The following is a 24,022-nucleotide window of genomic DNA, read 5'->3' as shown; positions in this document are numbered from 1 at the left end:
AATATAATTAACTACTGGCCATGCAATATATTATAAAAACTGTTGTACCCTTATCGTTTTTATTTTTTCCTTTTTTGCTGTTTTCCCAAAGTACTTATTTACCACAGGGTAACAAACACCAGGCTTTTTTAAACAGGCTCGAAATTTTACTGCAAACCAACGACGATCTGAACCTGGGTACCGTTAAACCGCTTAGCCGCAAAATTGCCGTACGGGCAGCAGAATATGCCGATTCGGTTCAAAAAGCATCGGGTAATTTATTAACGCCTGTTGACCAGTATAATCTTCGCAGCTTATTAATGAATAATTCTGAGTGGGTAAAGGGCGATACCAGCGATTTTGCCAGCAAAAAAAGTTTGTGGAATGTATTTTATAAACGGAAAGCCAATTTTCTGGAAGTAAATGAAAAAGATTTTTTTCTGGCAGTGAACCCGGTTATCCAGCAGCAACAATCTATCGAAAGCAATAACAGCGATCAACGCATATTTTTAAATTCAAAAGGGCTTACACTTCGCGGATTAATTGCTAACAAAATCGGTTTTTCGTTTTATGTAACCGATAACCAGGAAAGGGCGCCGCTATTTGTGCAGGACCGTATAATACAATATGATGCCGTGCCGGGCGAGGGTTTTTACAAGCCTTTTAAAACAACCGCTACAGATTATTTGGATGCGCGTGGCTCAATTAATTTTACAGCCGCCAAATACCTCGATTTTCAGTTTGGGTACGATAAAAATTTTATCGGCAATGGCTACCGCAGCCTGTTTTTGAGCGATTACGGCAATAGCTATTTGTTTTTGAAGATCAATACCCGCATATGGAAGTTCAATTATATGAACCTGTTTACCGAATTAACGCCTCAAACTGTAGATATCAATGCCGGCAACAAGCTGCTCGATAAAAAATATATGGCCATGCATCATTTAAGCATGGACGTGACCCGGTGGCTGAACGTAGGCGTGTTTGAAGCTATTGTTTTTGGCCGAAGGAACCATTTTGATTTTACCTATCTGAACCCTGTTATATTTTTGCGACTGTCTGAGCAACAGAACGGCAGTGCCGATAATGCATTTGTTGGCTTTGATATAAAAGCGAATGTGGCAAAACGATTGCAGTTTTATGGCCAGGTATTGCTCGACGAATTTTATCTGAAAGAAGTGCGCGCCGGCAAAGGATGGTGGGCTAATAAGTTTGGATTACAAATGGGCGGTAAATACATCAATGCATTTAGCATAAAGAACCTCGATCTGCAGGGTGAAATCAATCTCGTGCGTCCGTTTACGTATTCGCACTATGACAGTTTGGGCAATTACTCACATTATAATCAGCCGCTGGCGCATCCGCTGGGTGCAAATCTGGTAGAGGCCATTGGTATTATCCGTTACCAGCCACACCCCAAATGGACTACCTCGGCCCGTTTGATCGTTTGGAAGCAGGGTACAGATACTGCCGGCAGTAATTTTGGATCGAATATTTTTCAGATAAATAATACGCGCCCTGCCGGTGATTATGGCTACAAATTACCCAGCGGTCCGCGTGCTACAGGGGTAAATGCCCAGTTGCTGGTATCGTACGAAGTGAAAGAAAATGTGTTTCTCGAAGCCAGTACCCTGATCAGGAACTGGAAATCGGGCGTGCCAACTATTGCCGACAGAAATACTTCTGTGTTTACGGCCGGTATACGAATGAATATGTTTAGGAGAGAGTATGATTATTAATAAAGCTTAACGCTTAATGCAGAACGCTTAACGCAACACAAAAATAAAAGGGCGCCCTGGTATATTACACCCCTTTAGGGATAGGACTAATAAAAAAGCAGGAGGCTTATGGCTACCTGCTTTTAACATTGGTGATATACCCACCGACCGGGCTTAAGGGGATTAACCTTTTGGAACCACCATTTGATTACCTGTTAAATAATCAGAACCTCTCCGTACAAAATAATATTATGGGATTAAATGATGCAAGGGCTAATAATCTGCTGCTAAGCTACCATGGAAATTGTGCCGTATGCGGAGCTTGTATGTAAACGACCCTGTTTTGTATGTGAATGGGGCAGGGTGAGGGGCGAGTAGGAAGTGATAAGTGGCGAGGCATTCCTTCTCAGCGAAAATTGAAATTCCGCATAAACTCATCTTTATAATTTCTGCCGATGGGTAACTGCTGCTGATTGATCTGTACTTCCTGGTCGCTGAAACTTTGAATGGCATTGATATTTACGGCATATGACCGGTGAATGCGAACCAGTTGTTTGCAATCGATCTTTTCCAAAAGCTGGCTCATCGACAGGCGCAGTAAGAATTTTTTTTCGGCCGTAATAAGCGATGTATAATTATTATCTGCTTCAATATACAGCAGATCGTTAAGCTTCAATTTTACAAATGAATAATTGTTCTTTACAAAAATATAATCGTTCAGCCTGAGAATCATTTCTTTTTCGGGCGATGCAGCTGTGCGTGCATTTTTATCGAGCGGTATTATTTTACCCGTTTGCTGTTCGCCGGCAACCGCAAAATTGCTTACTGCCAGATCAATGGCAATACGAACATTGGTAAGATTATAAGGCTTTGATAAAAAGGCGGCAGGGTGGGTTTGTTTTATGCGATCGATCGTAGTTTGATCGGTAAAAGCAGTGAGGTAAATAATAGGCACCGCTTTTTGTTTTAGTATTTCTATGGCGGCATCAATACCGTCTTTTTCGCCAATGATGTGTACATCCATCAAAATAATATCAACTTCCTGTTCACTGAATAGTTGCCGGGCTTCTTCAGCATTGTCGGCAATGCCTGCAATATTGTATCCGTCTTTTTCAAGGCCATTTGCCAGGTCAAGCGCTACGATCGATTCATCTTCGACTATTAAAATATTTATTTTTTCTGCCCCCATAACTTATTGATTAAAGCATTCACTGCAACTAAGCCGCCTGTTTTGGTATGGTAATCGTGAACTGCGTGCCTTCGTTTACCTCAAGGGTTTGCTGTGCACGTAGTTGTTTACACAACGCTGTTATTAATTGTTTGCCGAACGAGTTTTTCTTTTGTTTCCACTGCTGTTCATTAATGCCGATGCCATTATCTTTTATAAAACAAACCATTTTGGTGGCTTCGTCTTTTAGCGCAATTTGTAACGAAGGCCGCGATATATCGACAAACGCGTATTTTAAAGCGTTGGTCACAATTTCATTAATGATAAGTCCAATGGGCAGGGCCCTGTCGATATCCAGCATTTCTTTTTCTACTGTAATATGCAGGTCGAAACCATCTCTGTCGTACCCATACGACGATACCAGCGATTCGGCCAAATCGGTAAGGTATTGTTTCATATTAACTGCTGTAAGCGCTTCGGTTTTATACAGGCGCTGATGAATAAAGCTCATGGCCTGTACCCGTTGCTGGCTTTCTTTTAACACCAGTACGGTTTCTTCGTCCTGCACCTTATAGGTTTGCAGACTTAATAAGCTGCTTACGATCTGCAGGTTATTTTTTACCCGGTGATGCAGTTCTTTCATCATTACCTCAAGCTTTTGCGATTGCTGCGCAATCTGCTGCCGCTGCTTTTTGATGCGATGATACAACCACAGCATACAGGCTGTTAGTACTGCAAACAGCACAAGTGCCGAAATCAATATAATTATCTGTTTGTTTTTTGCGCGACTTTCGGTTTGCAGTTTTTGGATCTCCGATTCTTTTTTACCGGTTTCGTATTTTGTTTGCAGATCCATTACCTCGCGGGTTTTAGCCACGTTGGTCAGAGAGTCGTTTAACAGGTCGGCCATTTTATAATAGTGCAATGCCGAATCAAAGCGCCTATTAACACTGAACGCTTCGTACATTGAATTATAGGCATTGCGCAACCTTTCGGGGCGATTGAGCAATTGGGCTGTTTCAAGCGTTTTACGTGCATACACCAATGCGTCGTCGAAGCGCAGCATTTTTGTATAAACGCTCGATATATTACCATAGTTAAATGAAAGACTCGAAATGCTGTTATTGCTTTTATTAAAATCTACTGCTTTGAACAGGTATTCAAGCGCTTTGTTATAATCCTTTTTATACTCGTTATATACCTGGCTGATGTTGTTGTATAATCTTCCAATGCCTTCTTTTCCTTTTCCAGATGTTTCTATAAGTGCCAATGCTTTGGTATAAGCTGCAAATGCCGTATCATAATATTTTTTGCGGCCGTTTAATTTAGCAATATCCCTATTTAATATACCAAGCATGTTCAGGCTGTTTGCCATGCCTGCTGTATCGTGAATGTTTTCATAAAGGGTATATCCATACCGGCTATAGGTTATGCCTTTATTCATATATTCCGGTGTAAGGCCCGAGCCTACCATGTCTTTATACACCTGCGCAATATCAAGGTAGTTTTGAGCCATGGATGATTTGTTCTGCAGGTTCTCATATAATTTAAAACTGTGCAGCAAACTGTTTAATGCGGTAGTGTAATCACCCTTAACCCTGAAAAATATGCCTTTGTATATTTCCGCATCTGCCTGGCCTTTGGGGTAAGATAATCGTTCGGCCAGTGAAAAAGCCAAATGAGCATAATGGCCAACGGAGTCGTTACTGGTTTGAATGTAAGAGGCTGCCAGCCTGTTTAATAAATTCACTTTTGCCGTATCATCTGCTTTCGTGGCGAGCACCATTTTGATGCTATCCTGCTGCAGCATACGATTCTGTGCATGCACACACGTATAACTGCCAACCAGCAGCAAGACGGGAACCACTGCGAAGTATGCTCGTTTACTAATCAGGCAGAAAAGGGTTTAGGTGCAAATTTAATAGAAAAGGAGGCCGGATATTGATTTATAAACCATTGATATAAAATTTAATTTGAAAGTGAGGCCCCGGCTTTTGTGATTTTGCCAATAGGCCGACATGCCTGCCGGAGTATAATTTAAATGAATAAAAAAATAAATATGTAAACGCAATTATGTATTATTGTAAGTGTTTTCATGTATATACATATTAATATTCTAATGAATCAGAATATTAATGTGCTCATGACCTTTATTTTTCATGTTTTAACCCAATACGCTATGACCCGACTTCTACCGTTATTGCTTGCATTTGTCTTAATTACTACATATGTATCAGCCCAGTCGCCCGGCACTATTGTGCGACCTGCTGCCGGAAATGGCGTAACGATTTTGAACCCTGATGGAAACGGTTTTTCTTCTTCTTCAACCAGTGGTTTTACCACCAGCGATATTACCCAAAGTGAAATACCATACAAAACTGTTCCTCCTGTTTTTCTGGAGCCTACATCAGATTTGTTACGCGGACCCGGCGACCTCTATAGCGATCTGGTGCGCCAGGTAGATGGCAGCGGTTTTTATGTGTATAGTGATGGCACCAACCTGTTGTTCAGATTACGGCTGGGCAGTATAGTTAGTGGCTCAAAGGGATATAGTGTATTGATAGATACCGATAATAAAATGGGTAATACGGGGCCTTATGCCGATCCCGATTACCAGGCTGCCACCACCGGTGTAAATGGTAATCCCGGATTTGAGCTGGAAATAACTCTTGAAACCAATTTCAGAGTGGCTGCCTATAATGTAGCCGGAACCAGCTCGCCTACGTTGATCAACAGCTATAGCATTAACACCAATTCGCAGATATCTGTTGCTTTGTCGACTGTTTCGGGAACACCCGATTATTTCTATGATTTTTATGTACCCATCAGTATACTGGGAATTACAAATAGTACACCCCTTCGCATGGCGGCCACTACGGTAATGGCGCCCATGGCGGCTATCGGCGGACCCAAGTCGGATATTTTTGGGGTGAACGATGCTTCTTACAATGATCCCATGAAAAGCTGGGAAACGGTGATCAATAATACGCCTACGGTTACACTAACCAGTTTAACCAGCGGCGGCAGCGGGGTAGGATCAACCTGTACGGCTGCACCTACGATCGCCAGTTCGGTAACTGCCGGCAGCGGGATTACTGTAACCGGTAGCTGGACGGCGTTGGATGGCACCAAACCCTCAACAGCAACTATTACATTATACAAGAATGGTGTATCGGCAGGAACAACCACCGTCACTTCGGGCAATACCTGGAGCGTTACGGGTATTACTGTTGCTGCCGGTGATGTATTGTACGCTAAAGCACAGGCTTCGGGCGAATCGCAATGTTTGCAATCGGCGAATGTAGTGGTTACCAGTTGCTCTGCGGCCAATACATCATCTTCGAGCGGATTAACCTTTACCTGCTCAACGAACAGGGGTTTCGACGGCACCCGTGCAGCCAACACCAGTATAAAACTTTACCAGGTAACCTCATCGGGTATTACCCTGCTGGCAGATGATGCCACCACCACTTATAAAGTGACATACCCTACCTCAACAACATGGCGATATGATGATGCCAATGGACAAGGCAACGCAAGCGCCTGTAGCGGTGGCGCTCAGGAACTGAGCGACGGATCGTATATGGCTACCGCCACAGAATCGGGCAAATGTGAATCTTCGGGTATATATGCCTGTATAGCGCTTAGTGCGGCGGCTACTCCCACCATTACACAAACCACCTTATACAATGGGGCAAGTACTGTATCGGGTACTACCGTTGCCGGCGCTACCGTTCGTTTATACAATAATGGCAAGCTTACAGCTACTGCAACTGCAGATGGTTCGGGCAATTATTCTTTTACAGGCCTTGGATTGGTAACCGGTGATGTGGTTTCGGTTATAGCACAAACTTCTACAACCTGTATCAGTGCATCGGTAAGCCGAACTGTTACCTGCTTTACCACACCGCCGGTAATTACTACCGATAACAATGGTAACCTGAGTACCGGTTCCACTACTATTTCGGGTAAATCGGGCGAAACGGCAGGCACTGTGGTAACGGTGCTTGAAAACGGAGTAAGTATAGGAACAACCACTGTGCAGTCGGGCGGTACCTGGAGCCTTACTTATACCCCGGTTGCCACCAAAAGTTATACGGCCACGCAACAAAACGGCAGTTGCGCCGCCAGTGCCGCTTCTGCTGCCGCTACGGCATTAGCCGCTACAACAGTATGCGCCACCATAACCGGATCGTATACTGCTGCTGCCACATCTGTTTCGGGTACGCTGGCATCTTCTTTCACCGGTAAAGTGAGGTTGTATATCGATGGTGTTAAACTTGATTCGGTGAGTGTTACCAGCGCCACTACCTGGACCATAAGCGGCTTAAATGCTACTTACTCAAATACGATTTATCCGGGCGGAGTATTAACTGTAACTACTCAGGCCACCGGTGCGGCTGAAAAAACTGATTGCAGTTCGAGCGTAACCGTTAGTTGCGCCCTGCCAACCACACCGGTTATTTCGCCTACTTCGTCAACCATTCAGACCGGACAATCTGTTACATTCAGTATAACCAGTACCCAATCGGGCATTGTTTATTCGGTAACCGATGCCAGCAGCACCACAACCAATTATGCGGTTTCAAAATGGGGAACCGGCAGCGGTTTATCGTTACCTACCAATACCTTTAATACAACAGGAACCTATAATGTGCTGGTGAGTGCGATTTCGGTATCGGGTGCAGGTTGTTCAACCACGGCGGCTGCGTCAATTGTTGTAAACAGCGCTTTGCCGATTACCCTGTCGTATTTTACCGGTCGCTATGCAAACAACCGCTCGCAATTGGAATGGGAAACGCTTACCGAAGAGAACGTTGATTATTTTGCTGTTGAACGCAGTAACGATGGGCGGCAGTTTACACAAATTGGTACAGTAAAAGCTACCGGTAACAGTTTCGGCGCCGTGAAATACGCTTATAACGATAATACGCCATTGAACGGCACAGCCTGGTACCGTTTACGAACAGTAGATAACGACCTGAAGGCCGAATACAGCAATGTTATCCGTTTAACCAATACTACTCAAAGCGTGCTGGTATTGTCGGTAACTCCCAATCCGTTCGAAAGCAATATGCGTATGCAGGTATATTCGAACAAAACGATGCCTGTTTCCATTCGCCTTACCGATATAAACGGCCGCGAGTTATACAAAACCAATAAAGTATTTTCAACCGGTAATAATAATATTTCCCTGAACCCGCCGGCTTCACTGGCAACAGGCATGTACATATTGCAGGTGATCAGCGGCAGCGAAGTGATATGGAAACAGAAGGTGCAGAAGTTGAAGTAAGATGTATGATGAACCGGACTGAAGAATTACTATGTAGCTGATGTTGCGTCGCACACTTGTACTTAAACAATTCTATTCAACTAATAAAAAAGAGCCGTTGGGGCTCTTTTTTATTTGGAGTTTAAGAGAGGATGGCGCAAGCTCAATATTTCCTGTTGCTTATTTTAGCGAGTACGTTATACCTGCCTGTACAACGCGGTTATATCCGTCTCTGCTAAAATAATTAACGATACCCATTCTGGTAACTGTTTGATCGAATAAACCTGTTACGCCAAATACATAACGGGCTTCTATCTTTAGCTTATCTGTAATGGCAAAGGCGACTCCTGCATCGGCGTCAACACTAAATCTGTGATCTACATACTTTGTTACATTACTTGTGTAGCCATTTGAATGTGCTTTAGCCGATATCAGGTATCCGGCTTCGGGACCTATCATAACAGCTAACTTTTTAATGGGCCTGTAGCCGATCATCAGGGGAACAGACAGATAGCTGAATCGTACAGTTCCTGATGAAGTATATCCTGTATAACGACATCCGCGTAATGAATACAATAGTTCGGGCTGAAAAAAGAATTTACCTAATGTGGCGTTGGCCATGAAGCCGCCGTAATAGCTTGTAACCGGTTTGGTGTCATTGCCAGGTTTGAAAACATCGTACCCGGATGAGCTTTGATAAGTAACGTCAGAAATGCCGGTTCCCACTTTTATTCCATAATCAATGTGGAATTGTGCCAATGAAGTGGTGCTGATAAACAAACTTAAAATAACAAAAGCAAAAAATAATTTCATGTTTCAGGGCTATTTAAATAGTAAACAAATCCATTGCATTGTTACAATGGGTCTCATCACTTTTGCCCTGAGCCTTGTTTCGTGTATCCTGGTTTTTGTGCCTTATCAATTAATTCTGTACGTTATTCCAGCCTGTAAAACACGGTTGCGTCCTGTATTGGTGGTTTCTACATTGTTCCCGTTATTATCAACATAGGCAACGCGGTATAAACCGGTCATTCCTATAACAACACGGGCTTCTATTGCCAGTTCGGGAGTGAGCGATAGAGCGGCGCCTGCCGTGGCATCAACACTAAACCGGTTATTTACATTACGCGCATATAGCACATTGTTATTATCCGGATGTGATCTGGCAGATAGCAGGTATCCCGGTTCGGGCCCTACCAATACCGACAGGTTTTTAGCGGGCTTATAGCCTGCGAGCAGGGGTACCGACAAATAACCATAGCTGATATTGGTGCTGTTAGTATTGCCAAAAGCACCGGCATTCAACCGGTAGCCCCGTAATGAATACAATAATTCAGGTTGAAAAAAGAATTGATTTTGGGTTTCGATGTGCACCAGTAAACCGCCATACCATACAACCCGACCCGGGAAGTTGTTTTCATATTTAGGCTTAAGGGTCGCAAATCCGCCTCCTGCCTTAATTGCTGTATATACCTGTGCACTAAGGTTGTTGCCTGTAAGCAGGATTATTAAAAGCAGGTAATGTAAATATTTCATGCAAAGCAGTAGTTTAACAGTTATTCAATTACTGTTTCCCTGCTCCCCGGTTTTATGTCTCCGTCACCCTAAATGGGTGCCTATGCCTGTTAACTTGTCAACTTATCAACTTGTTAACGTTTAACTATCCCTCAAAAATAAGCGAAAACACGATCATTCTTGAGTTCAGCTTATCAATGGCGCTGGAGAATTTAAGATTGGGGTCGCGCGAGTGTATATTGGAGAGGCCGTTGCTGACCTTGATCTCGGGCGATAAAATGAATACCGGAAAATAGAAATTGAATCCGATGCCGGCTTCTACCCCAAAATCGTATTTGGTCAATTTTACCAGGTCTTCGGCTTTGCGGGCTGTTGAATTGGACGCCAGGTCGTACTCGAACTTGGCGCCGCCAAACATGTATACCCTGAAATTGCCGATACGGTCTGACCTGAATTTGATATGAACCGGTACGCCCAGCAAAATCGACTCAACCCGTTTTGTCATAACGGACTGCTCATTTTTGCTGCCATCGGGATATTTTAAATGGTAGGTGAGATTTTTATACGCGAATAACAACTGTGGGAAGATGGCCCGTATTTCGAACCGGGGCGAAATGCGCAAGGTGTGCATACCTGCCAAACCGAAACCTCCGGTATTTTCAGGTTCAACTACCATTACACTATCGTTTTGCAAAAACACAGGGTGCTGGCTCACCTGAAAGCGGGAATTATTATAAATTAGCCCAATACCGAGATAGTATTTTTTACTATCGTGGTCTGGTAAATTTAACTCATCCCGTAATTGTGCGTTTACCTGTTGAGCCGCCATCATAAGCATTAGCCCTGCCGCCCATCCTGTTAACTGGCTTTTTTTCTGCCGCAATAAATTGTACATATTCCTAAACTCAGCCGTTTTAGTGTGGTATTAGAAAACCCAACTTGTTGTAAAATATGTAGAAATGTTTCGCCTTCGGGAAATGCTTTTACTGATTGATTTAAATACTGATACGCGTCTTTGTTTTTTGAAAGCCATTGTCCGGCGCGCGGAGCAATGAGATTCATATACAGGTTATATAAATTTTTGAATCCCGTTTTGCGGGGTTTCGAAAATTCAAGGATCACTACTTTACCACCGGGTTTTAATACACGAAACATTTCAGACAACCCTTTTTCGAGATTTTCGAAGTTTCGCACACCAAAAGCTACGGTGATAGCATCAAACGTTTCGTTTGGAAAGTTTATTGCCTCGCTATCGCCCTTTAACAATTCTATTTGCTTATCAGGCAATATTTTATCAACTTTCTGCTGCCCTAATTTTAACATTCCCTCCGAAATATCTATGCCAATGATTTTTTCGGGTTTCAGGTATTTGTACGTCATGATAGCTACGTCGGCGGTGCCGGTAGCTACATCGAGCACTTTGCGCGGCTTCAGCTCTTTCAGCTCGGAAATGGCGCGTTTTCGCCAGTACATATCAATACCACCCGATAAAAAGCGGTTGAGGAAATCGTACCTGAAGGCAATCTGGTCGAACATGGCCGCTACCTGCTGCTTTTTGCTCAGCTCCGAATCATTGAATGGTACTATGGTATCGTGAGAATATTTTGACATGGGAGGGCAAAGATAATGCAGTTTATAGTTTGAGGTTTGTAGTTTGTTGTTCCCGGCTGTTGATTTACGATCGACTTCTGTTGCGTCGCACACTTCAGGGTTCTGTTTGCTAATCAACTATTTAAGTTCAAGAGGCTCAAAATTAGGAGAGGTCTATAAAATGCGGCAGCAACCACAAACTATAAACTACAAACCACAAACTAAATTATCTTGCAGCCTATGATCATTCAATCTGCCTCCTATCTTATCAGCAGCCCTGATTACACCAAATGCCCAAAGGCCGACCGGCCCGAATATGCTTTTATTGGCCGAAGCAATGTGGGTAAATCGTCGCTGATCAATATGTTGTGCGATAATCAAAAGCTGGCCAAAACCTCAGCTTCGCCCGGAAAAACCCAGTTAATCAATCATTTTGATATAAAAAGTCTTCCCCCGGTAACGGCCGGAGCTGCCAGAAAGGGGGAGGTAATAGCCTGGTACCTGGTAGATTTACCGGGATATGGCTTTGCCAAAGTTTCGCAAACGCAGCGTAAACAGTGGGAAAAGATGATCGAAAACTACCTGCGCAACCGCGAAAATCTGATAACTGTATTTATACTCATCGATAGCCGCCATGAACCGCAAAAGCTTGACCTTGATTTTGTGGATCAGCTGGGCGAATGGCAAATTCCCTTTTGCCTGGTGTTTACCAAGGCCGATAAAGAAACTCAGAAAGAAGTGAGCAAAAATGTAAAGGCTTTTTTAGACGCCATGCGAAAAACCTGGCAGTTTTTACCGCAGCATTTTGTTACCAGTGTTATGAAAAAAATGGGTAGGAATAAGATATTGCAGTTTATTGAGGGGTGCAATGAAGAATTTTCGAATCAGAGCTAAGCATCTTCTTTGTCTATTGACTACTGGTCCTGAGCGAAGCCGAAGGGTTGACTACTGCCTTGTATGGGGGAGACAATCCCCTGAGCTGTGGTACGGCCACAACTGCGCATTAAAAAACCCTCCGTTTTATTCGAGAGGGTTTAATCAGTTAACCACCTTATTTGCACAACTGCTGCTGGCGAAGGCTTCGGGTTTGGCTTTAAAGGCAAACCCCATTCCCAGAATGTAGCCCATGGCTTCTTTAAGGGCATCATTGCTTTTGAAATGCGGATTGGTGTTTATGTCCGCATGAACCTCCATGTCAACATTATACGTTGTAAAAAGGTGACAGAGGTCGTAGGCAATTTCAATGCTTTTGGCCACTTCTACCAGCATGCGTTCTTTGATGCTGTATTGTTTCCTTGTTTTTTCGTTGTGAATGAACATAAATCCACCATGTCCTTCACGAAGGAAAACAATTACAGTTGCAAATTCTGTTTCAGCTCCCTTTACCTGCGAATCGGTGCCTATGCAAACTTTAAGGTGATAGCCTTTTTCAGTTTCGCGTTTGATCGCATTTTCAACGGCATCGAGGATTGGCAAGTCAATCGGGTCGCCATTAAATTTTCTCCATATCATCATAGTGAAACGGGTTTTTCGAATTTACCGAAAAACCCGTTTTTCACCAAATCATATGATTATTATTGTTTTATTAATTTCCAGGTTTGGCCTGTTTTAGCATCAATTATTCTCAATAATAACAAACCTTTTTGAGCGGTATTTGTTACATCGATGCTGTTGGTGCCGGCCACCAGTTTTCCGTATTGCAGCATGCGGCCTGTTGCATCCATCAGTTGAAAGCTGCATTCTTTTTCGCTGTTTACAACGATGTTGTTAACTATTATGCTGTTTATTACTTTGATAGGAGCGTTATCATCGCCCTGTTCGCGTAAAGTAATGATGTTGGAATAGAACGATTTTTCATCGCCGGCTGTAATCACCCTGATGCGATAGTAAACCGGGTTGCTGTTTAACGGCTTCCAGCTAAAATTCTTACTGGCGGCATTGGTTGATGTTAAAGCCTCAAAGTTCACACCGTCTTTCGACTCCTGTATTTCGATCAGTTTTACATCTTCGTCGCTTTCGTAAATCCAGCTAAGGTTGTGAACGCCTGCATTTACCCTGCCCGATAAAGTTAAACGGCGTATGGGCAGTGTAGATATGGGCGCAGCAGCGATTGAATAGTATCCCATGCTTTTATCTGCCAGGTAAGCGTTTGATATTCCTTCAACAACCACATAATAGGTGCCACTGTTAAGGTTGCTGTCTACGGTGGCGCTTAATAAATCGGCCGGATTGTATCGCCCGATAGTATCTGATTTATAGTCGAGTAAACTTAATTTAATGTCGAGGTTGGCGCCCGAATTGTTGGTGCCTACGTTGTCGGGTACGGCGCTCAGGTGTACATAGGTAGGCGATGAAAGAGTAAATTGGAAAACGTCTTTATCGTTTGCTGTATTAATTAAACCGGTGGTTGAAAAGCCGGTAGTAGTAAACCCAACAGAAGTTGCAGTAGCACTTGTATTGCCAACATCGTCTGTACGGTATCCAAAGTTATTGGCAGAGCCGGAAATAATGCTCAGGTCATCCTGGTACGTGCTGCAGCCAATGGTGCTGGTGCCGTAGTGCCAGGTGGTAAGATTTTTATAATAGCCAACGCCCATGATCGGCGCCCAGCCTGTTTCGCCTGAGCCGTTTCCGGGGTTGTATTCTGTTTTGGTGCATGTGTTTGTGTAATAGCTTTGGTGTTGCAGGCCCAGTGTATGGCCGCCTTCGTGCGAAATTGCTTCAGCAACTTTTTTGGCACTGTAACCTAACAGGCCGCTGAATACCCAGCCCGGAGTATCATCGCCCCAGGTAAAAGAACCTACAAATGATACTCCACCGGCTGCACCGTACCATTGATACGTAGGGGTAACAATAATACGCATACGCTGGCGCGCGGGGGCTGCCTTATAAACGGTAGAATCGGTGGTAATGTTTACATTGAATATGCGGTAGTCTTCTGATACGCGGTTAAATATTTCAGTGATAGCATCGGTGGTTAAACCTGAGGGTTGCGCATCAATAGCTCCGCTCCAGTTCCAGGAGGTGCCTGTTACATATTGTCCGTCAAAATCCAGGTATAATGTTGCCCTGGCCGACGGATAGCTGTTGAGCAACGGAACCTGGGCAGAAATGCCTGTTGCTACAGATAATCCGAATAGTACGGATAGAATGGTTTTCATGGACAGATCAGGATTTGAGGGTGGTTAATTAAAATAGTGTTTTCAAAGAGTATCAGATCATTCAGTCATAAAAAGGTTACGGGCTTGCTTTACCAGAAAGTATTTGTTGTTTTCTTCGGTTAGCACCAATACTTCATCCGACTGCGGATTGATAATTCTTCCTACAAGTTTTTGAGTATTATCAGCATTGGTAATAACCGACAATGTAAACAGAGCTCCTGGAAAATTGGTTGAGCGAATATTCATGCTCACCACACCTGCAGAGCGCTGTATTTTATCGGTTACTTGTCCGGCAAATTCAAAATTGCCAAGCGGCAGGGAAATATTTTCTGATTTACGAAAGGCAGAAAGCTTCTGCAGTAATAAGCTATTGCATTCAAGCTTTTCAGGAAGCTGAGCGAGTGTTAAAGCCTTTTGAACCGGCTTTTGGGTTACGGGTTGTAGCTGGGCGTTTATTGACTGGAATGCGAAAATGCATACCACTAAGAGCCCTGCAGTGCATAGGTTTTTCATTGTACTGGATTTAGTTTTTCAGGTTTCGGATTAATAAGGGTACGGGTCTTAGAGGCGTACCTCGTTAAACTGTTTCATTAACGTCGATACAAAAATAAAACGAAAATGAGGTGCTGTTATTTTGTCGTTGTGAATAATTCACTTTTTGTCAGTGAAATATATAAAGATTACTAAGGGTATTTACTATGGCACTTAGTATTGTCCGGTGCTAAGCAGCACTAAAGTACAGGCTTCCAATGGCTGGATGCCGTTTTTTTGGGCCAGATGATACAGTTCATCGTTTTCGGCGCCGGGGTTGAAAATGATCCGTTTAGGTTGAAGTGATAGTATATAATCGTAGTATTCCTTCTGATTGTTTGAGTTTATGTATAAAGTAATTGTATCAACTGATTGCATGGGTTTTTTTTCAGTAGAAATATCAACATCGAGCACTTTTCCCTTCCTTCGGCCAATGGCTTCAACATCATGCTGATGTTTGCGTAAACTGTTGATCGCAAGAAAACTATAACGCGCCGGATTTTCTGACGCACCCAGTACCAATGTTTTTTTACCTGTTTCCATATGTTATACAAAACAACATTACTGCCGAAAAGGTTTAATAATGTGTACTACGAATACTTTATACAATCAATATGTTAATAAAACTACAATCCAAATGTAAATAATATATTGACCGTTAAAATCTTTCGCATCGTGTTTTGATAACATGAAGAATGTTGTTTTGAATGTCTTTCATAATGTTTTAGAATAAATGATATTTCCTGCGCGGAACCTTTTTAACTATATCTGTAAGCGCTTCTTCAATTTTGTTGTAGGTAAATGTGAATCCTGTTTGCAATAATTTTTCGGGATATACCCACCGGCTTTTCAGCATCAGCTCGGTTTCGGAACCAATGAGGGCAGCACCTGCTTCGAGCATGGCCGTGAAAGCAGGTGCGCCAACTTTATGACCTGCAAAGCGTCGCAATGTTTTCATAAAAAAATCATTGGTAACTGCGTTGGGCGCAACGCAATTGTATACGCCTTCCATTTCTTTGCGATCATAACACCATTCTACAATGCGGCAAAGATCTTCCTCATGAATCCAGCTATACATCTGACGGCCGTTGCCCTGGCGCCCACCCAATCCGAATTTCAGCAGGTTAAAATAGGGTACCATTACGCCACCGCTTCCGAGCGTTATGGCTGTGCGTAATGCAATTTTGCGCGTGAACGGCGTTCTTTGTTCAAAAAAAGTGAGCTCCCATTGCCTGCATACGTTCACTGAAAAATCTTTGTCGATGTTTTGATAGCGGTTTGAATTTTTTCCAAATCGAATGCCCGTGATCCATTTTTTGCAATGGTACCGTACACGGTCAAAAAATGAATAAGGCATGTTATCACATTTCCATTCGCTTATTATGCCTGTTGATTCGCCGTTCGGTTTATTGATTTCGTGGTGGTAAATAGTAGCTGAGGATGCATTGATCCACAATTTGGGTGGAATGGTTGTGTGGCTGATGGCTTCGCCAATGATCTGTGTTGCTTTTGTGCGGCTGTTGATGATTTCCTGTTTGTTTTTTTCATTATACCGGCAGTTCACCGATTTGCCGCAAAGGTTAATTACAATATCTGCTCCTTCCAACTCCTGTGCCCAATGCTTTTCGATGTGCTGGCCATCCCATCGCCAATAGGTAATGTTATATCCATCGGCTGATTTTACTAAATGATCACTGTATTTGTTATTAGGTGCGTATACTGATTGGCGACTGAGAATGATAACATGATTATTCTTCCCGAAATAACGGGCCATAGCCTGACCGATAAAGCCGGTGCCGCCTGCTATGATTATTTTTTTGTGTTTCATGATGAAGGGTTTTGAATGAAACGGATCATATAAAAACGGGCGTAAACAGATACGTGCAAAAAGCAATGGCGCACAACAGATTTATTAATATGATAAACCGGTACCGGTGCAGAATATTCGCATAATCCATACGGCGAAAAAATTCCATGATAACAACAATGGCCAGTAAAGCCAGGTATATCAGGTGTATCGAATTGCCTGTTTTAATATATGAATCGGTGATCAGCAGCGGAATCAGTAACAGCGTTGTTATCAGCGCCAGCATGTTTATTTGCCCCAGGTAATCAAAGGCAGTATGTTTTGGTAAGCATACAGCCACCGTGCAATGAACGCCCACCAATATAAACTGTAGCAGTAACAACTGTTTTACCGAAAGCGAATAAGCAGGGATTTGTGATAACAGGTTATGATGCAGGGGAAACAGCAATATGGTATTGGTCAATAAAAATACCGCCATAAATAAAATGCGATAGAAACCATTGAATGAAGGCGAGCAGTCGATTTTTGCCGGCGAACTTTTGGCTGCTACTATTACTTTCCGGTTGTATGAAATGAAGCTGTACATTTTTTTCAGCAGCCAGTTAACCGGTTTATATTGGCCAATGGTTTTGATAACCGGAAACCGTTTACCCAGTATTTCAAGCAGGGCATCGATGCCATACCATACCTGTTTGGTTTGCGGATCGAACAATGGAATTTCATTTTTACTGCGCTGCCAGTTAATGGCGTGCAGTAATTCGGGAGTGGCATTAGAAAATGGTTTGCGTCCTTCGGCAGTTAGCAGACCGGTTTTAACAAAGGCGCCCGTATAGGCCACACAAAGCGGACAGGCATCATCGTATACCAGTATCTTGTCTGTGTTTTCCATATTTTCAGAAATAATTGAAATAATCGGGTTAAATAAAAACCGGCGTACCGGTTGAATATTGAAGTCGGATGTCGGATGTCAGAAGGTCCAAAAGTTTACATCCTCCTAACTTGTTTTATCTTCCTGCTACTGAACCCTTGTTCCTTGTGCCTTGAATCTTGTGTCTTTACTTAAACATTTTCATTAGATTACCTAAGAACCAATTCTCATCGGCTTTCACCAATACATCTAACATTTTATCGGCCTGGTTCCCAAAACGACGAATGCCGTTGATGGTTTCGGTGAATTGTTTAATGTTCTTATCTTTTTTATCGCCTTCTATATCTTCAAGCTGATCTAATAATTTCAGCATAGGGTCGAGCTCTCTTTTTTTACGCTCTTTTACAATCTGCGTGGCCACTTTCCAGATATCTTTTTCGGCCGAAAAAAATTCTTTGCGCTCACCGGGTTTCAATATGCGATCTACCAGGCCCCAGTCGATCAGATCACGAATATTCATGTTAACGTTTCCGCGGCTGATTTCCAGTTTTTCCATGATATCATCCTGACTCAGCGGATCGGCACTGATGAGCAACAGGGCATGTATTTGCGCCATGGTGCGGTTAATGCCCCAATAGGTTCCGAATGCACCCCACGATGCAATGAATTGCTGCTGCGCTTCTTCGAGTTTCATATTTTTTGTCTGGTTCTACTCAAAGATACAGTCTGTTTCTGAATTTTCAAAACTTTTTGAAAATTAATAGAAGTTTGAATTCTTCATCGCCAGGGCTTTCATACAAAAAAGCCCATTCAACATGCAGTTGAATAGGCTGGATATATTTCAGGAGCTGAAATTTATTTTTTAGCTATACGATAAACAATAGGTTGTTTTTTATATGCCATAACATAACGGCCATTTTGTATTGCAGGAGCCCATTTGGGTGTTTTTTTCATGGCGTTAATGGCTGCTTCCTTTAATTCTTCAGGGCCGCTGATTGCCTGTATGTCGCATACTGTTCCATCTTTGCAAACTATAAACTGAAGAATTACAGTTCCCTGAATATTGTTTTTGATAGCATTTGCAGGATAGATCAGGTTTCGCTGCAGGAATGTTCTCCATGCATTAACGCCTCCCGGAAATTCAGCTTCTATTTCTACTTTAAATATGCAGCCCACGATATCTTCGGTTGTATCTGCTATAACGCTATCTGAAACGATTACCTGTTTTATCGTAGTGTCGGTTTGCGCATAGCTGCTGAACATACAAAGGACCAGGATGGCTGCAGATAAAAGTATTTTCATGCTCTTAAAAGTTAAGCATTAAAATTTTTTTGCCTAAATCAGATGCAAAGCAGCCCGTATTCCATATAATGTATCGTAGAAATTTTTTTAATTCCTGTTCGGCCAGTTGTCGGTTTGATTAGCATTGCCGGCAGGCCTTGGGGGTAACTGAAAAACGATGGGCTGAATTTTATACGACTTTACCGGTTTGCCACCCTGAGTAGCAGGAATCCAGTTGGGTGTTTTTCTGAATGCATCTACAGCTGTTTTTCGAAGTTCGGCCGGTCCTGCAATGGCTTTCACATTACAAACCGTTCCATCGGTACAAACAACAAATTTAACTACTACCGCTCCCTGAATGTCGTTGTTTTTTGCATCTGAAGGATAATACAGATGCTTTTGCAGGTAAAGCTGCCACTTTTCTATGCCACCTGGGAATGCAGCTTCAACTGCTACTTTCGAAAATATGGTATCGGTATTAGCGGTTTTAACCGTATCGCCTTTGGTTGAAATAAGAACCGGATTGTTGTTTGAATCGGTTTGGGCATAGGTTGTAAACATGCCGCAAAACAATACAGCGGCGGATAAAAGTTTTTTCATGTTATTTATTAAAGGGTTGGTTAACTATTCGTTTATTGTAGCCTGAATCCAATGGGTTGTGCCTTATATGATTTTATATTTTTGCCATTTTGCACCGCCGGTACCCACAAATGTGAATTTTTGATAACCCGCAGGGCTTCATCATCTAATGACAACTCAACTGATTTAAGAATAGTAAAATCATTGGTTTGTCCATCTGTATTTACTTCAAATCCCACTGTTACCAATCCTTCTTTATTAATATTTATAGCTCGTTTGGGATAGGTCAGATTCCGGTTCAGATATTTTTGCCAGGCGGGAGCGCCGCCCGGATATTCCGATTCTTTATCATCAATTTGTTTTTCATTCTCTGCTACTTCTTTCCAGATTTCATTTACTGATACTAATGCACCCTTATTATATTCTTTTATTATAATAACCTTATATTTCTCATTGTAAATGTACCAGGTACCATCCTGTTTTCCATTTGAATAATAACCACTGGAATCAAGCCGCCCCACGCTGTCGTAGTATGCAAATTTTCCATGCATTATTGAGCCTTCTTTATCTTTGAATGATTCGCTTTTTATGAGTGGCCCATAGGTGTTATAGGAATCCCACCGGAAACAGGTGTCATTTATTTTTGTTTCTCTGGCTATGAATTTTGCCTTTTTGATGGTAGTACCCTTCCAGTTTTCATCGAGCGCATAAAAATTTTCTTTTGAATTTGTTTGACTATATAGGATGGAACTACTAAGCAGCAGCAATGAGAAAAGTGCTGTTAAACGATACATATTTTGGGTTTTTGGTTGAGAACGCCAAAATATAAATTAATTGCGATAAGCAAAAGATGATTTGAGCGAGGAGGGCGTTTTTAACTTAAATGCAGTGCCGTAACAGGCTATTGGCTAAGCCAAAAAACGTATTACCGGTGCTGAAGCGCCCAGCCATTGGCGGTGCTTCCGGCGTTCAGGTGCCAGGCAGTTTGTGCCATTTAATTTCGCGGACAGCTTAACTTTTGGCCTAAACGATTTTTGGTAAATTTTGGTCCAACTCCCCGTGGGCAATCGAGTCTTTTGTCTAACCGGGTTTGTGTGTTTTTCCTGGCGCGTATTACAAGCGCTATATAGCCGCCGCCGTTTTGCATTTTGTTTTTGGCAAAGATGTTGGCCCAGTTGTGAAACCCTATCAGCAACGGCCCTGCTTTAAAAGCGCCACCTACCCAAAACTGGTTTTTGGTGTTGAACTGCACCGGAAGATATAAACCCCAGCGTTTGGTTTCCCAGCGGGGCGTGAGGGTAAGCATATTTAATTCGGTAACCCGCCACTGGCTGCCGCTTAATGATGAAAGGTTTAACGACAGATTGCCGTTTATATAGAATGCATCGAACAAATAATGATCAACATTCAACACGGCGCGCGTTGGATTTATAACATGAAAGATGCCTGCCGGTTGTTGTATATTTTGTACCACCCCCTGCAGATTGTCGTTGAAGTTTTGCAGTTTTTCAACATGTAAAAAGCGTTCATCTAATACGCTGTCGGTAATGTTATTCTGAAACCCGCTGATGACGCGACTGTTTTTGCCATACTTGTATTGGTTAAAGCCAATATCGAGTATCGATACACCAATCTTCCAGTCGTAATCGTAATAGCTGTCATCATCTGTATCAAAAACCGAAGCCGTTTGTGCAGGTTTTATCAGGTATTCAGCCCCAATATCAAATGAAAAACCGCCTCTTGTATTGGAAATAAATTTGTTCAGGTTTTCGCCGGTGCTGTTTTGCTTTTGCCATAAGTCATAGTTATATGAATAACCGTATTCGGCAAAAACGTCCTGCATTGTATACACATAGGTGTTCCCATGCAGCGTTTGCGCAGCGCTTCCGTTTTGCAGCGTGGTATAAGCGCCTGATATGCCACGTGAAACTTTTGCGGTAATACCGGCGTTCAAGCGGCTATCGGTGCGGTCCCATATAGTTTGTGCCCAGGTAACAAATGCTTCTGCCCAGCTACTGTGTGTGAAATCGCCATATAATTTTCTGTTGTAATTGCCCAGATCAAAAAAATCGCCGGTTGTTTTTAATGTATCGATAAAATTATACGGACCGGTGCTTAGCTGAGCATACCCCCGCAGATTAATACCAAAGCCCAATGCCTGTTTACGGTTGATGGCAATGCGGCCGTTTAACAGATTAATATTAAAATCGGCATAGGCGTACCGCCGGTAATCGCCTTCGTCGAAACTGTATTGTGATTTTTTGGGCGAACTGATCAGCGAGTAATTATGTACCGTTACACCATTGGTAGCATTTTTGGCCTGAACCGAAAAGATGTCGATATCCCAGCTGTAAGGTGTGTTTACAATAGAGGCAGGGTTGTTACCAATGCCCAAACTGCCGGCATAGTTTGAACCCTGTATGCCATAATAGTTTTGCGCAAAGGAGATCTGAAATAAAAATATACCAGGCAAGGCCCATAGCAACCTGTTAACCCGTTTATGCGCATCGGATGAATTTACTGAATAAAAGAGCCTTGTAAAAAAATCACCGGATGCGCCTTTTTTAAAATGGCTTTCCATGTGTTTGTTGTATTAAAAAAGACACAAACTTTGGAAAAGGTTTTACCGTTTTTATGAGTAGGTTGGATAAGAAGTTGCTGCCAAAAAAACTTTGCAACAATCGCCCTGCCTGTAACCGCCTGCCGAAATGTTTTTCCCATTGCTGGGTATATTGAATTTCCATTTCGTACCGGTTGATCTTTTGCTGTAAAAAAGAATTGATTTCTTCAAATGCCAGCTTACTGCTGTGCAAAGCCATACTCATACCATTACCGCAAAGCGGAGCTATAAGACCGGCGGTGTCGCCAATCATCAATACGTGATTTTCGACCTGCGTTTTTTTATTGAACGAAATGCGGGAAATAGTAAGCGGTTCTGTATACAGTATTTCTGCGGTGGAAAAAATCTTCTCGAGAAAAGGATTTTTCATAAGAATATTTCTTTCCATACTGCTAATATCATTCCTGTTGTTTCGCAAATTGGCAGCAGTTGTTAAGTAGCAAAGGCAATATTTATTTTCCTCAATTTGGGAAATTCCACAATATCCATTCTCGAAATTGTGGAGGGCGATGAGGTCGGCCGGATGGTGGGTGCGGATATGATATTTTACTGCTATGTAGTGGTTGAGCTTGTTGGGTTTTACTTTGGTGAATTGCCGTTTCCATTTAACATCGAGGTTACCACGTTTGCCATAGGCGCCGGCGGCTACGGATACTTCGGTTTCGCCTTTTGTGGTAAAAATCAGGAATGCATTATTGCGGTATACTACATTCATTACTTTGCAATCTTCAAACAGGTCAACACCTTCCTGACGGGCAATATTGGCCAGTAAATGATCAAGTGTATACCGGCTGATGCCAAAACCGCCTAACGACAAAGGCGATTCAATATAATTTCCGTTTGGTGTGGTAATGAGCACCCGGTTGATGATAGGTAATTGCATGTCGCTGAGCGGAAGGCCCAGGTCCTGCAAAAAGTTCCAGCTTTCGAAGCTGATGTATTCACCGCAAACTTTGTGAAACGGATATTTTTCTCTTTCGAACAGAACGGTTTTATAACCTGCACGCACGCTTTGAATGGCAAGTCCCAGTCCTGCCAGGCCTCCACCTATGATGGCTATATCATATTTGGGTTGAAGGTTCAAAATTTATTTCGTGAATGGTGAATGGTCAATAGTGAATAGTTCCCGATATTTCAATTACCCCAACTGATTACAAGTACTCCTCAATTTCCAACATCTTACTTCAGACTTCTGACTTCAGACCTCCGACTTCGGTTTTCTTCCAAACGATCAACCAGCGGAAAGCCCATTTCCATTCGATTGAAAAGTTACCGATTCCGGCGATATTGAAAAATTGCATCCATTCATTTTTAGTAAAACCGCGTGCAACAGATAACGGAGCGTCATGTTTCACCAGGTAACTGTTCGAAAAAAGCCGGGTAAGCACTTTAATTGAATAATATGCGGCGCGATGCCGGTGCAGATCGTTGATAAAGAAACCGAGCCGCGCATTTTCCTGCATCCATTGCAGTTGCTTTACCATTTCCCGGTCGGAAAAATGATGACAAAACAATGACGAAAAAATGATATCAGGTTGTTTCTCCAGTTTAACTTCTTTATAGTCCGACGTTATTAACTGTGTATTCTGCGGCAACCGTTTTTTGGCAACTTCAATACAAAACGGATTAATATCGACTCCTATAAAGCTGGCTACAATATTTTTTTTACTGCACCACTTTTGAATGGCAGCCAGGTTATCGCCACCGCCGCAGCCGATTTCGCAAATGACAACCGGTTTTGGTGATTTGATGAGCGATTGTATTCCTGATAATGTTATGGCGTGTCCTCCCAGCCAGGTATTAATAAAATTCAATTCCTGCATATTTCTTTTGATGTCTTCAAATGGAATATCAGGCTGATCCAATAATTCGGGCTGGTATGATCTATGGCGAAAATTCACCATTGTAATATAGGATTTTCTACCGTTTTAAT

Annotated in this window: 22 protein-coding genes; 3 read left to right on the top strand and 19 right to left on the bottom strand. The window is 42.6% G+C overall.

Features of this window, described 5'->3' with window-relative positions:
- Positions 1–20: 20 nt before the first annotated feature.
- Positions 21–1,718 carry a hypothetical protein gene (locus AC59IL_RS21315; RefSeq protein WP_496554220.1) on the top strand — a complete coding sequence of 566 codons (1,698 nt, stop codon included), beginning with the start codon at positions 21–23 and terminating at the stop codon, positions 1,716–1,718.
- 385 nt (positions 1,719–2,103) lie between these two features.
- On the opposite strand, the gene AC59IL_RS21310 is transcribed toward AC59IL_RS21315, so the two are convergent.
- Positions 2,104–2,886 carry a LytR/AlgR family response regulator transcription factor gene (locus tag AC59IL_RS21310; protein WP_496554219.1) on the bottom strand — a complete coding sequence of 261 codons (783 nt, stop codon included), beginning with the start codon at positions 2,884–2,886 and terminating at the stop codon, positions 2,104–2,106.
- A gap of 28 nt (positions 2,887–2,914) precedes the next feature.
- Entirely contained in the window at positions 2,915–4,732 is a 1,818-nt protein-coding gene (locus tag AC59IL_RS21305; protein WP_496554218.1) for a tetratricopeptide repeat-containing sensor histidine kinase, read from the bottom strand.
- A 312-nt stretch (positions 4,733–5,044) separates the two neighbouring features.
- On the opposite strand from AC59IL_RS21305, the gene AC59IL_RS21300 reads away from it, so the two are divergent.
- Complete coding sequence (locus tag AC59IL_RS21300) at positions 5,045–8,158, top strand: T9SS type A sorting domain-containing protein (protein ID WP_496554217.1); 3,114 nt, start codon at positions 5,045–5,047, stop codon at positions 8,156–8,158.
- 159 nt (positions 8,159–8,317) lie between these two features.
- Here the strand turns inward: AC59IL_RS21300 and AC59IL_RS21295 are convergent, their stop codons facing one another.
- The 4 genes from AC59IL_RS21295 to ubiE all read right to left on the bottom strand — a co-directional run bounded on the left by AC59IL_RS21295 (position 8,318) and on the right by ubiE (position 11,263).
- A complete protein-coding gene (locus AC59IL_RS21295; RefSeq protein ID WP_496554216.1) occupies positions 8,318–8,950 on the bottom strand; it encodes a porin family protein in 633 nt (210 codons plus the stop codon).
- 105 nt (positions 8,951–9,055) lie between these two features.
- The gene (locus tag AC59IL_RS21290; RefSeq protein WP_496554215.1) at positions 9,056–9,673 is read right to left on the bottom strand and encodes a porin family protein; all 618 of its coding nucleotides are present in this window, start codon (positions 9,671–9,673) and stop codon (positions 9,056–9,058) included.
- Positions 9,674–9,797: 124 nt separating this feature from the next.
- Positions 9,798–10,547 carry a type IX secretion/gliding motility protein PorT/SprT gene (gene porT / locus AC59IL_RS21285; RefSeq protein WP_496554214.1) on the bottom strand — a complete coding sequence of 250 codons (750 nt, stop codon included), beginning with the start codon at positions 10,545–10,547 and terminating at the stop codon, positions 9,798–9,800.
- Positions 10,511–11,263, bottom strand: a complete 753-nt coding sequence (gene ubiE / locus AC59IL_RS21280) for a bifunctional demethylmenaquinone methyltransferase/2-methoxy-6-polyprenyl-1,4-benzoquinol methylase UbiE (protein ID WP_496554213.1) — start codon at positions 11,261–11,263, stop codon at positions 10,511–10,513. Before ubiE ends, porT begins: the two co-directional genes overlap by 37 nt.
- 219 nt (positions 11,264–11,482) lie before the next feature.
- Here ubiE and yihA point away from each other — a divergent pair, with 219 nt between their 5' ends.
- Complete coding sequence (gene yihA, locus AC59IL_RS21275) at positions 11,483–12,136, top strand: ribosome biogenesis GTP-binding protein YihA/YsxC (protein ID WP_496554212.1); 654 nt, start codon at positions 11,483–11,485, stop codon at positions 12,134–12,136.
- 144 nt (positions 12,137–12,280) lie between these two features.
- Here yihA and AC59IL_RS21270 read toward each other — a convergent pair whose 3' ends face one another.
- The 13 genes from AC59IL_RS21270 to AC59IL_RS21210 form a co-directional block, all read right to left on the bottom strand.
- A complete protein-coding gene (locus AC59IL_RS21270; RefSeq protein ID WP_496554484.1) occupies positions 12,281–12,754 on the bottom strand; it encodes a ribonuclease H-like YkuK family protein in 474 nt (157 codons plus the stop codon).
- Between the two features lie 62 nt (positions 12,755–12,816).
- Positions 12,817–14,403 (bottom strand): T9SS type A sorting domain-containing protein, encoded by a 1,587-nt coding sequence (locus tag AC59IL_RS21265; protein WP_496554211.1) that lies wholly within the window; start codon positions 14,401–14,403, stop codon positions 12,817–12,819.
- A 57-nt stretch (positions 14,404–14,460) separates the two neighbouring features.
- Positions 14,461–14,916 carry a hypothetical protein gene (locus AC59IL_RS21260; protein WP_496554210.1) on the bottom strand — a complete coding sequence of 152 codons (456 nt, stop codon included), beginning with the start codon at positions 14,914–14,916 and terminating at the stop codon, positions 14,461–14,463.
- A 192-nt stretch (positions 14,917–15,108) separates the two neighbouring features.
- The gene (locus AC59IL_RS21255; RefSeq protein WP_496554209.1) at positions 15,109–15,477 is read right to left on the bottom strand and encodes a CoA-binding protein; all 369 of its coding nucleotides are present in this window, start codon (positions 15,475–15,477) and stop codon (positions 15,109–15,111) included.
- A gap of 181 nt (positions 15,478–15,658) precedes the next feature.
- Complete coding sequence (locus AC59IL_RS21250) at positions 15,659–16,762, bottom strand: epimerase (RefSeq protein WP_496554208.1); 1,104 nt, start codon at positions 16,760–16,762, stop codon at positions 15,659–15,661.
- Between the two features lie 25 nt (positions 16,763–16,787).
- Positions 16,788–17,630 (bottom strand): thiol-disulfide oxidoreductase DCC family protein, encoded by an 843-nt coding sequence (locus AC59IL_RS21245; RefSeq protein ID WP_496554207.1) that lies wholly within the window; start codon positions 17,628–17,630, stop codon positions 16,788–16,790.
- A gap of 166 nt (positions 17,631–17,796) precedes the next feature.
- Positions 17,797–18,303 (bottom strand): GbsR/MarR family transcriptional regulator, encoded by a 507-nt coding sequence (locus tag AC59IL_RS21240; protein ID WP_496554206.1) that lies wholly within the window; start codon positions 18,301–18,303, stop codon positions 17,797–17,799.
- Positions 18,304–18,464: 161 nt separating this feature from the next.
- Positions 18,465–18,911, bottom strand: coding sequence for an energy transducer TonB (locus AC59IL_RS21235; RefSeq protein WP_496554205.1), 447 nt, complete (start codon positions 18,909–18,911; stop codon positions 18,465–18,467).
- Positions 18,912–18,998: 87 nt separating this feature from the next.
- Entirely contained in the window at positions 18,999–19,490 is a 492-nt protein-coding gene (locus AC59IL_RS21230) for an energy transducer TonB (RefSeq protein WP_496554204.1), read from the bottom strand.
- A gap of 32 nt (positions 19,491–19,522) precedes the next feature.
- Positions 19,523–20,263, bottom strand: a complete 741-nt coding sequence (locus tag AC59IL_RS21225) for an energy transducer TonB (protein WP_496554203.1) — start codon at positions 20,261–20,263, stop codon at positions 19,523–19,525.
- A 200-nt stretch (positions 20,264–20,463) separates the two neighbouring features.
- The gene (locus AC59IL_RS21220; RefSeq protein ID WP_496554202.1) at positions 20,464–22,050 is read right to left on the bottom strand and encodes a hypothetical protein; all 1,587 of its coding nucleotides are present in this window, start codon (positions 22,048–22,050) and stop codon (positions 20,464–20,466) included.
- Positions 22,034–23,173 carry an NAD(P)/FAD-dependent oxidoreductase gene (locus AC59IL_RS21215; protein ID WP_496554201.1) on the bottom strand — a complete coding sequence of 380 codons (1,140 nt, stop codon included), beginning with the start codon at positions 23,171–23,173 and terminating at the stop codon, positions 22,034–22,036. Before AC59IL_RS21215 ends, AC59IL_RS21220 begins: the two co-directional genes overlap by 17 nt.
- 100 nt (positions 23,174–23,273) lie before the next feature.
- Complete coding sequence (locus AC59IL_RS21210) at positions 23,274–23,993, bottom strand: methyltransferase domain-containing protein (protein WP_496554200.1); 720 nt, start codon at positions 23,991–23,993, stop codon at positions 23,274–23,276.
- Between the last annotated feature and the right edge of the window lie 29 nt (positions 23,994–24,022).

The organism is Niastella sp. sgz303648, from assembly GCF_059587045.1.
The sequence above is the reverse complement of the archived record's forward strand: the minus strand, read 5'-3'. Positions and strand labels throughout refer to the sequence as shown.

Excerpts from the sequence above, each read along its gene's own strand:
- AC59IL_RS21315 (WP_496554220.1), top strand. The coding sequence starts at position 21 with ATGCAATATATTATAAAAACTGTTGTACCCTTATCGTTTTTATTTTTT.
- AC59IL_RS21310 (WP_496554219.1), bottom strand. The coding sequence starts at position 2,886 with ATGGGGGCAGAAAAAATAAATATTTTAATAGTCGAAGATGAATCGATC.
- AC59IL_RS21300 (WP_496554217.1), top strand. The coding sequence starts at position 5,045 with ATGACCCGACTTCTACCGTTATTGCTTGCATTTGTCTTAATTACTACA.
- AC59IL_RS21295 (WP_496554216.1), bottom strand. The coding sequence starts at position 8,950 with ATGAAATTATTTTTTGCTTTTGTTATTTTAAGTTTGTTTATCAGCACC.
- AC59IL_RS21290 (WP_496554215.1), bottom strand. The coding sequence starts at position 9,673 with ATGAAATATTTACATTACCTGCTTTTAATAATCCTGCTTACAGGCAAC.
- porT (WP_496554214.1), bottom strand. The coding sequence starts at position 10,547 with ATGTACAATTTATTGCGGCAGAAAAAAAGCCAGTTAACAGGATGGGCG.
- ubiE (WP_496554213.1), bottom strand. The coding sequence starts at position 11,263 with ATGTCAAAATATTCTCACGATACCATAGTACCATTCAATGATTCGGAG.
- yihA (WP_496554212.1), top strand. The coding sequence starts at position 11,483 with ATGATCATTCAATCTGCCTCCTATCTTATCAGCAGCCCTGATTACACC.
- AC59IL_RS21270 (WP_496554484.1), bottom strand. The coding sequence starts at position 12,754 with ATGATATGGAGAAAATTTAATGGCGACCCGATTGACTTGCCAATCCTC.
- AC59IL_RS21265 (WP_496554211.1), bottom strand. The coding sequence starts at position 14,403 with ATGAAAACCATTCTATCCGTACTATTCGGATTATCTGTAGCAACAGGC.
- AC59IL_RS21260 (WP_496554210.1), bottom strand. The coding sequence starts at position 14,916 with ATGAAAAACCTATGCACTGCAGGGCTCTTAGTGGTATGCATTTTCGCA.
- AC59IL_RS21255 (WP_496554209.1), bottom strand. The coding sequence starts at position 15,477 with ATGGAAACAGGTAAAAAAACATTGGTACTGGGTGCGTCAGAAAATCCG.
- AC59IL_RS21250 (WP_496554208.1), bottom strand. The coding sequence starts at position 16,762 with ATGAAACACAAAAAAATAATCATAGCAGGCGGCACCGGCTTTATCGGT.
- AC59IL_RS21245 (WP_496554207.1), bottom strand. The coding sequence starts at position 17,630 with ATGGAAAACACAGACAAGATACTGGTATACGATGATGCCTGTCCGCTT.
- AC59IL_RS21240 (WP_496554206.1), bottom strand. The coding sequence starts at position 18,303 with ATGAAACTCGAAGAAGCGCAGCAGCAATTCATTGCATCGTGGGGTGCA.
- AC59IL_RS21235 (WP_496554205.1), bottom strand. The coding sequence starts at position 18,911 with ATGAAAATACTTTTATCTGCAGCCATCCTGGTCCTTTGTATGTTCAGC.
- AC59IL_RS21230 (WP_496554204.1), bottom strand. The coding sequence starts at position 19,490 with ATGAAAAAACTTTTATCCGCCGCTGTATTGTTTTGCGGCATGTTTACA.
- AC59IL_RS21225 (WP_496554203.1), bottom strand. The coding sequence starts at position 20,263 with ATGTATCGTTTAACAGCACTTTTCTCATTGCTGCTGCTTAGTAGTTCC.
- AC59IL_RS21220 (WP_496554202.1), bottom strand. The coding sequence starts at position 22,050 with ATGGAAAGCCATTTTAAAAAAGGCGCATCCGGTGATTTTTTTACAAGG.
- AC59IL_RS21210 (WP_496554200.1), bottom strand. The coding sequence starts at position 23,993 with ATGGTGAATTTTCGCCATAGATCATACCAGCCCGAATTATTGGATCAG.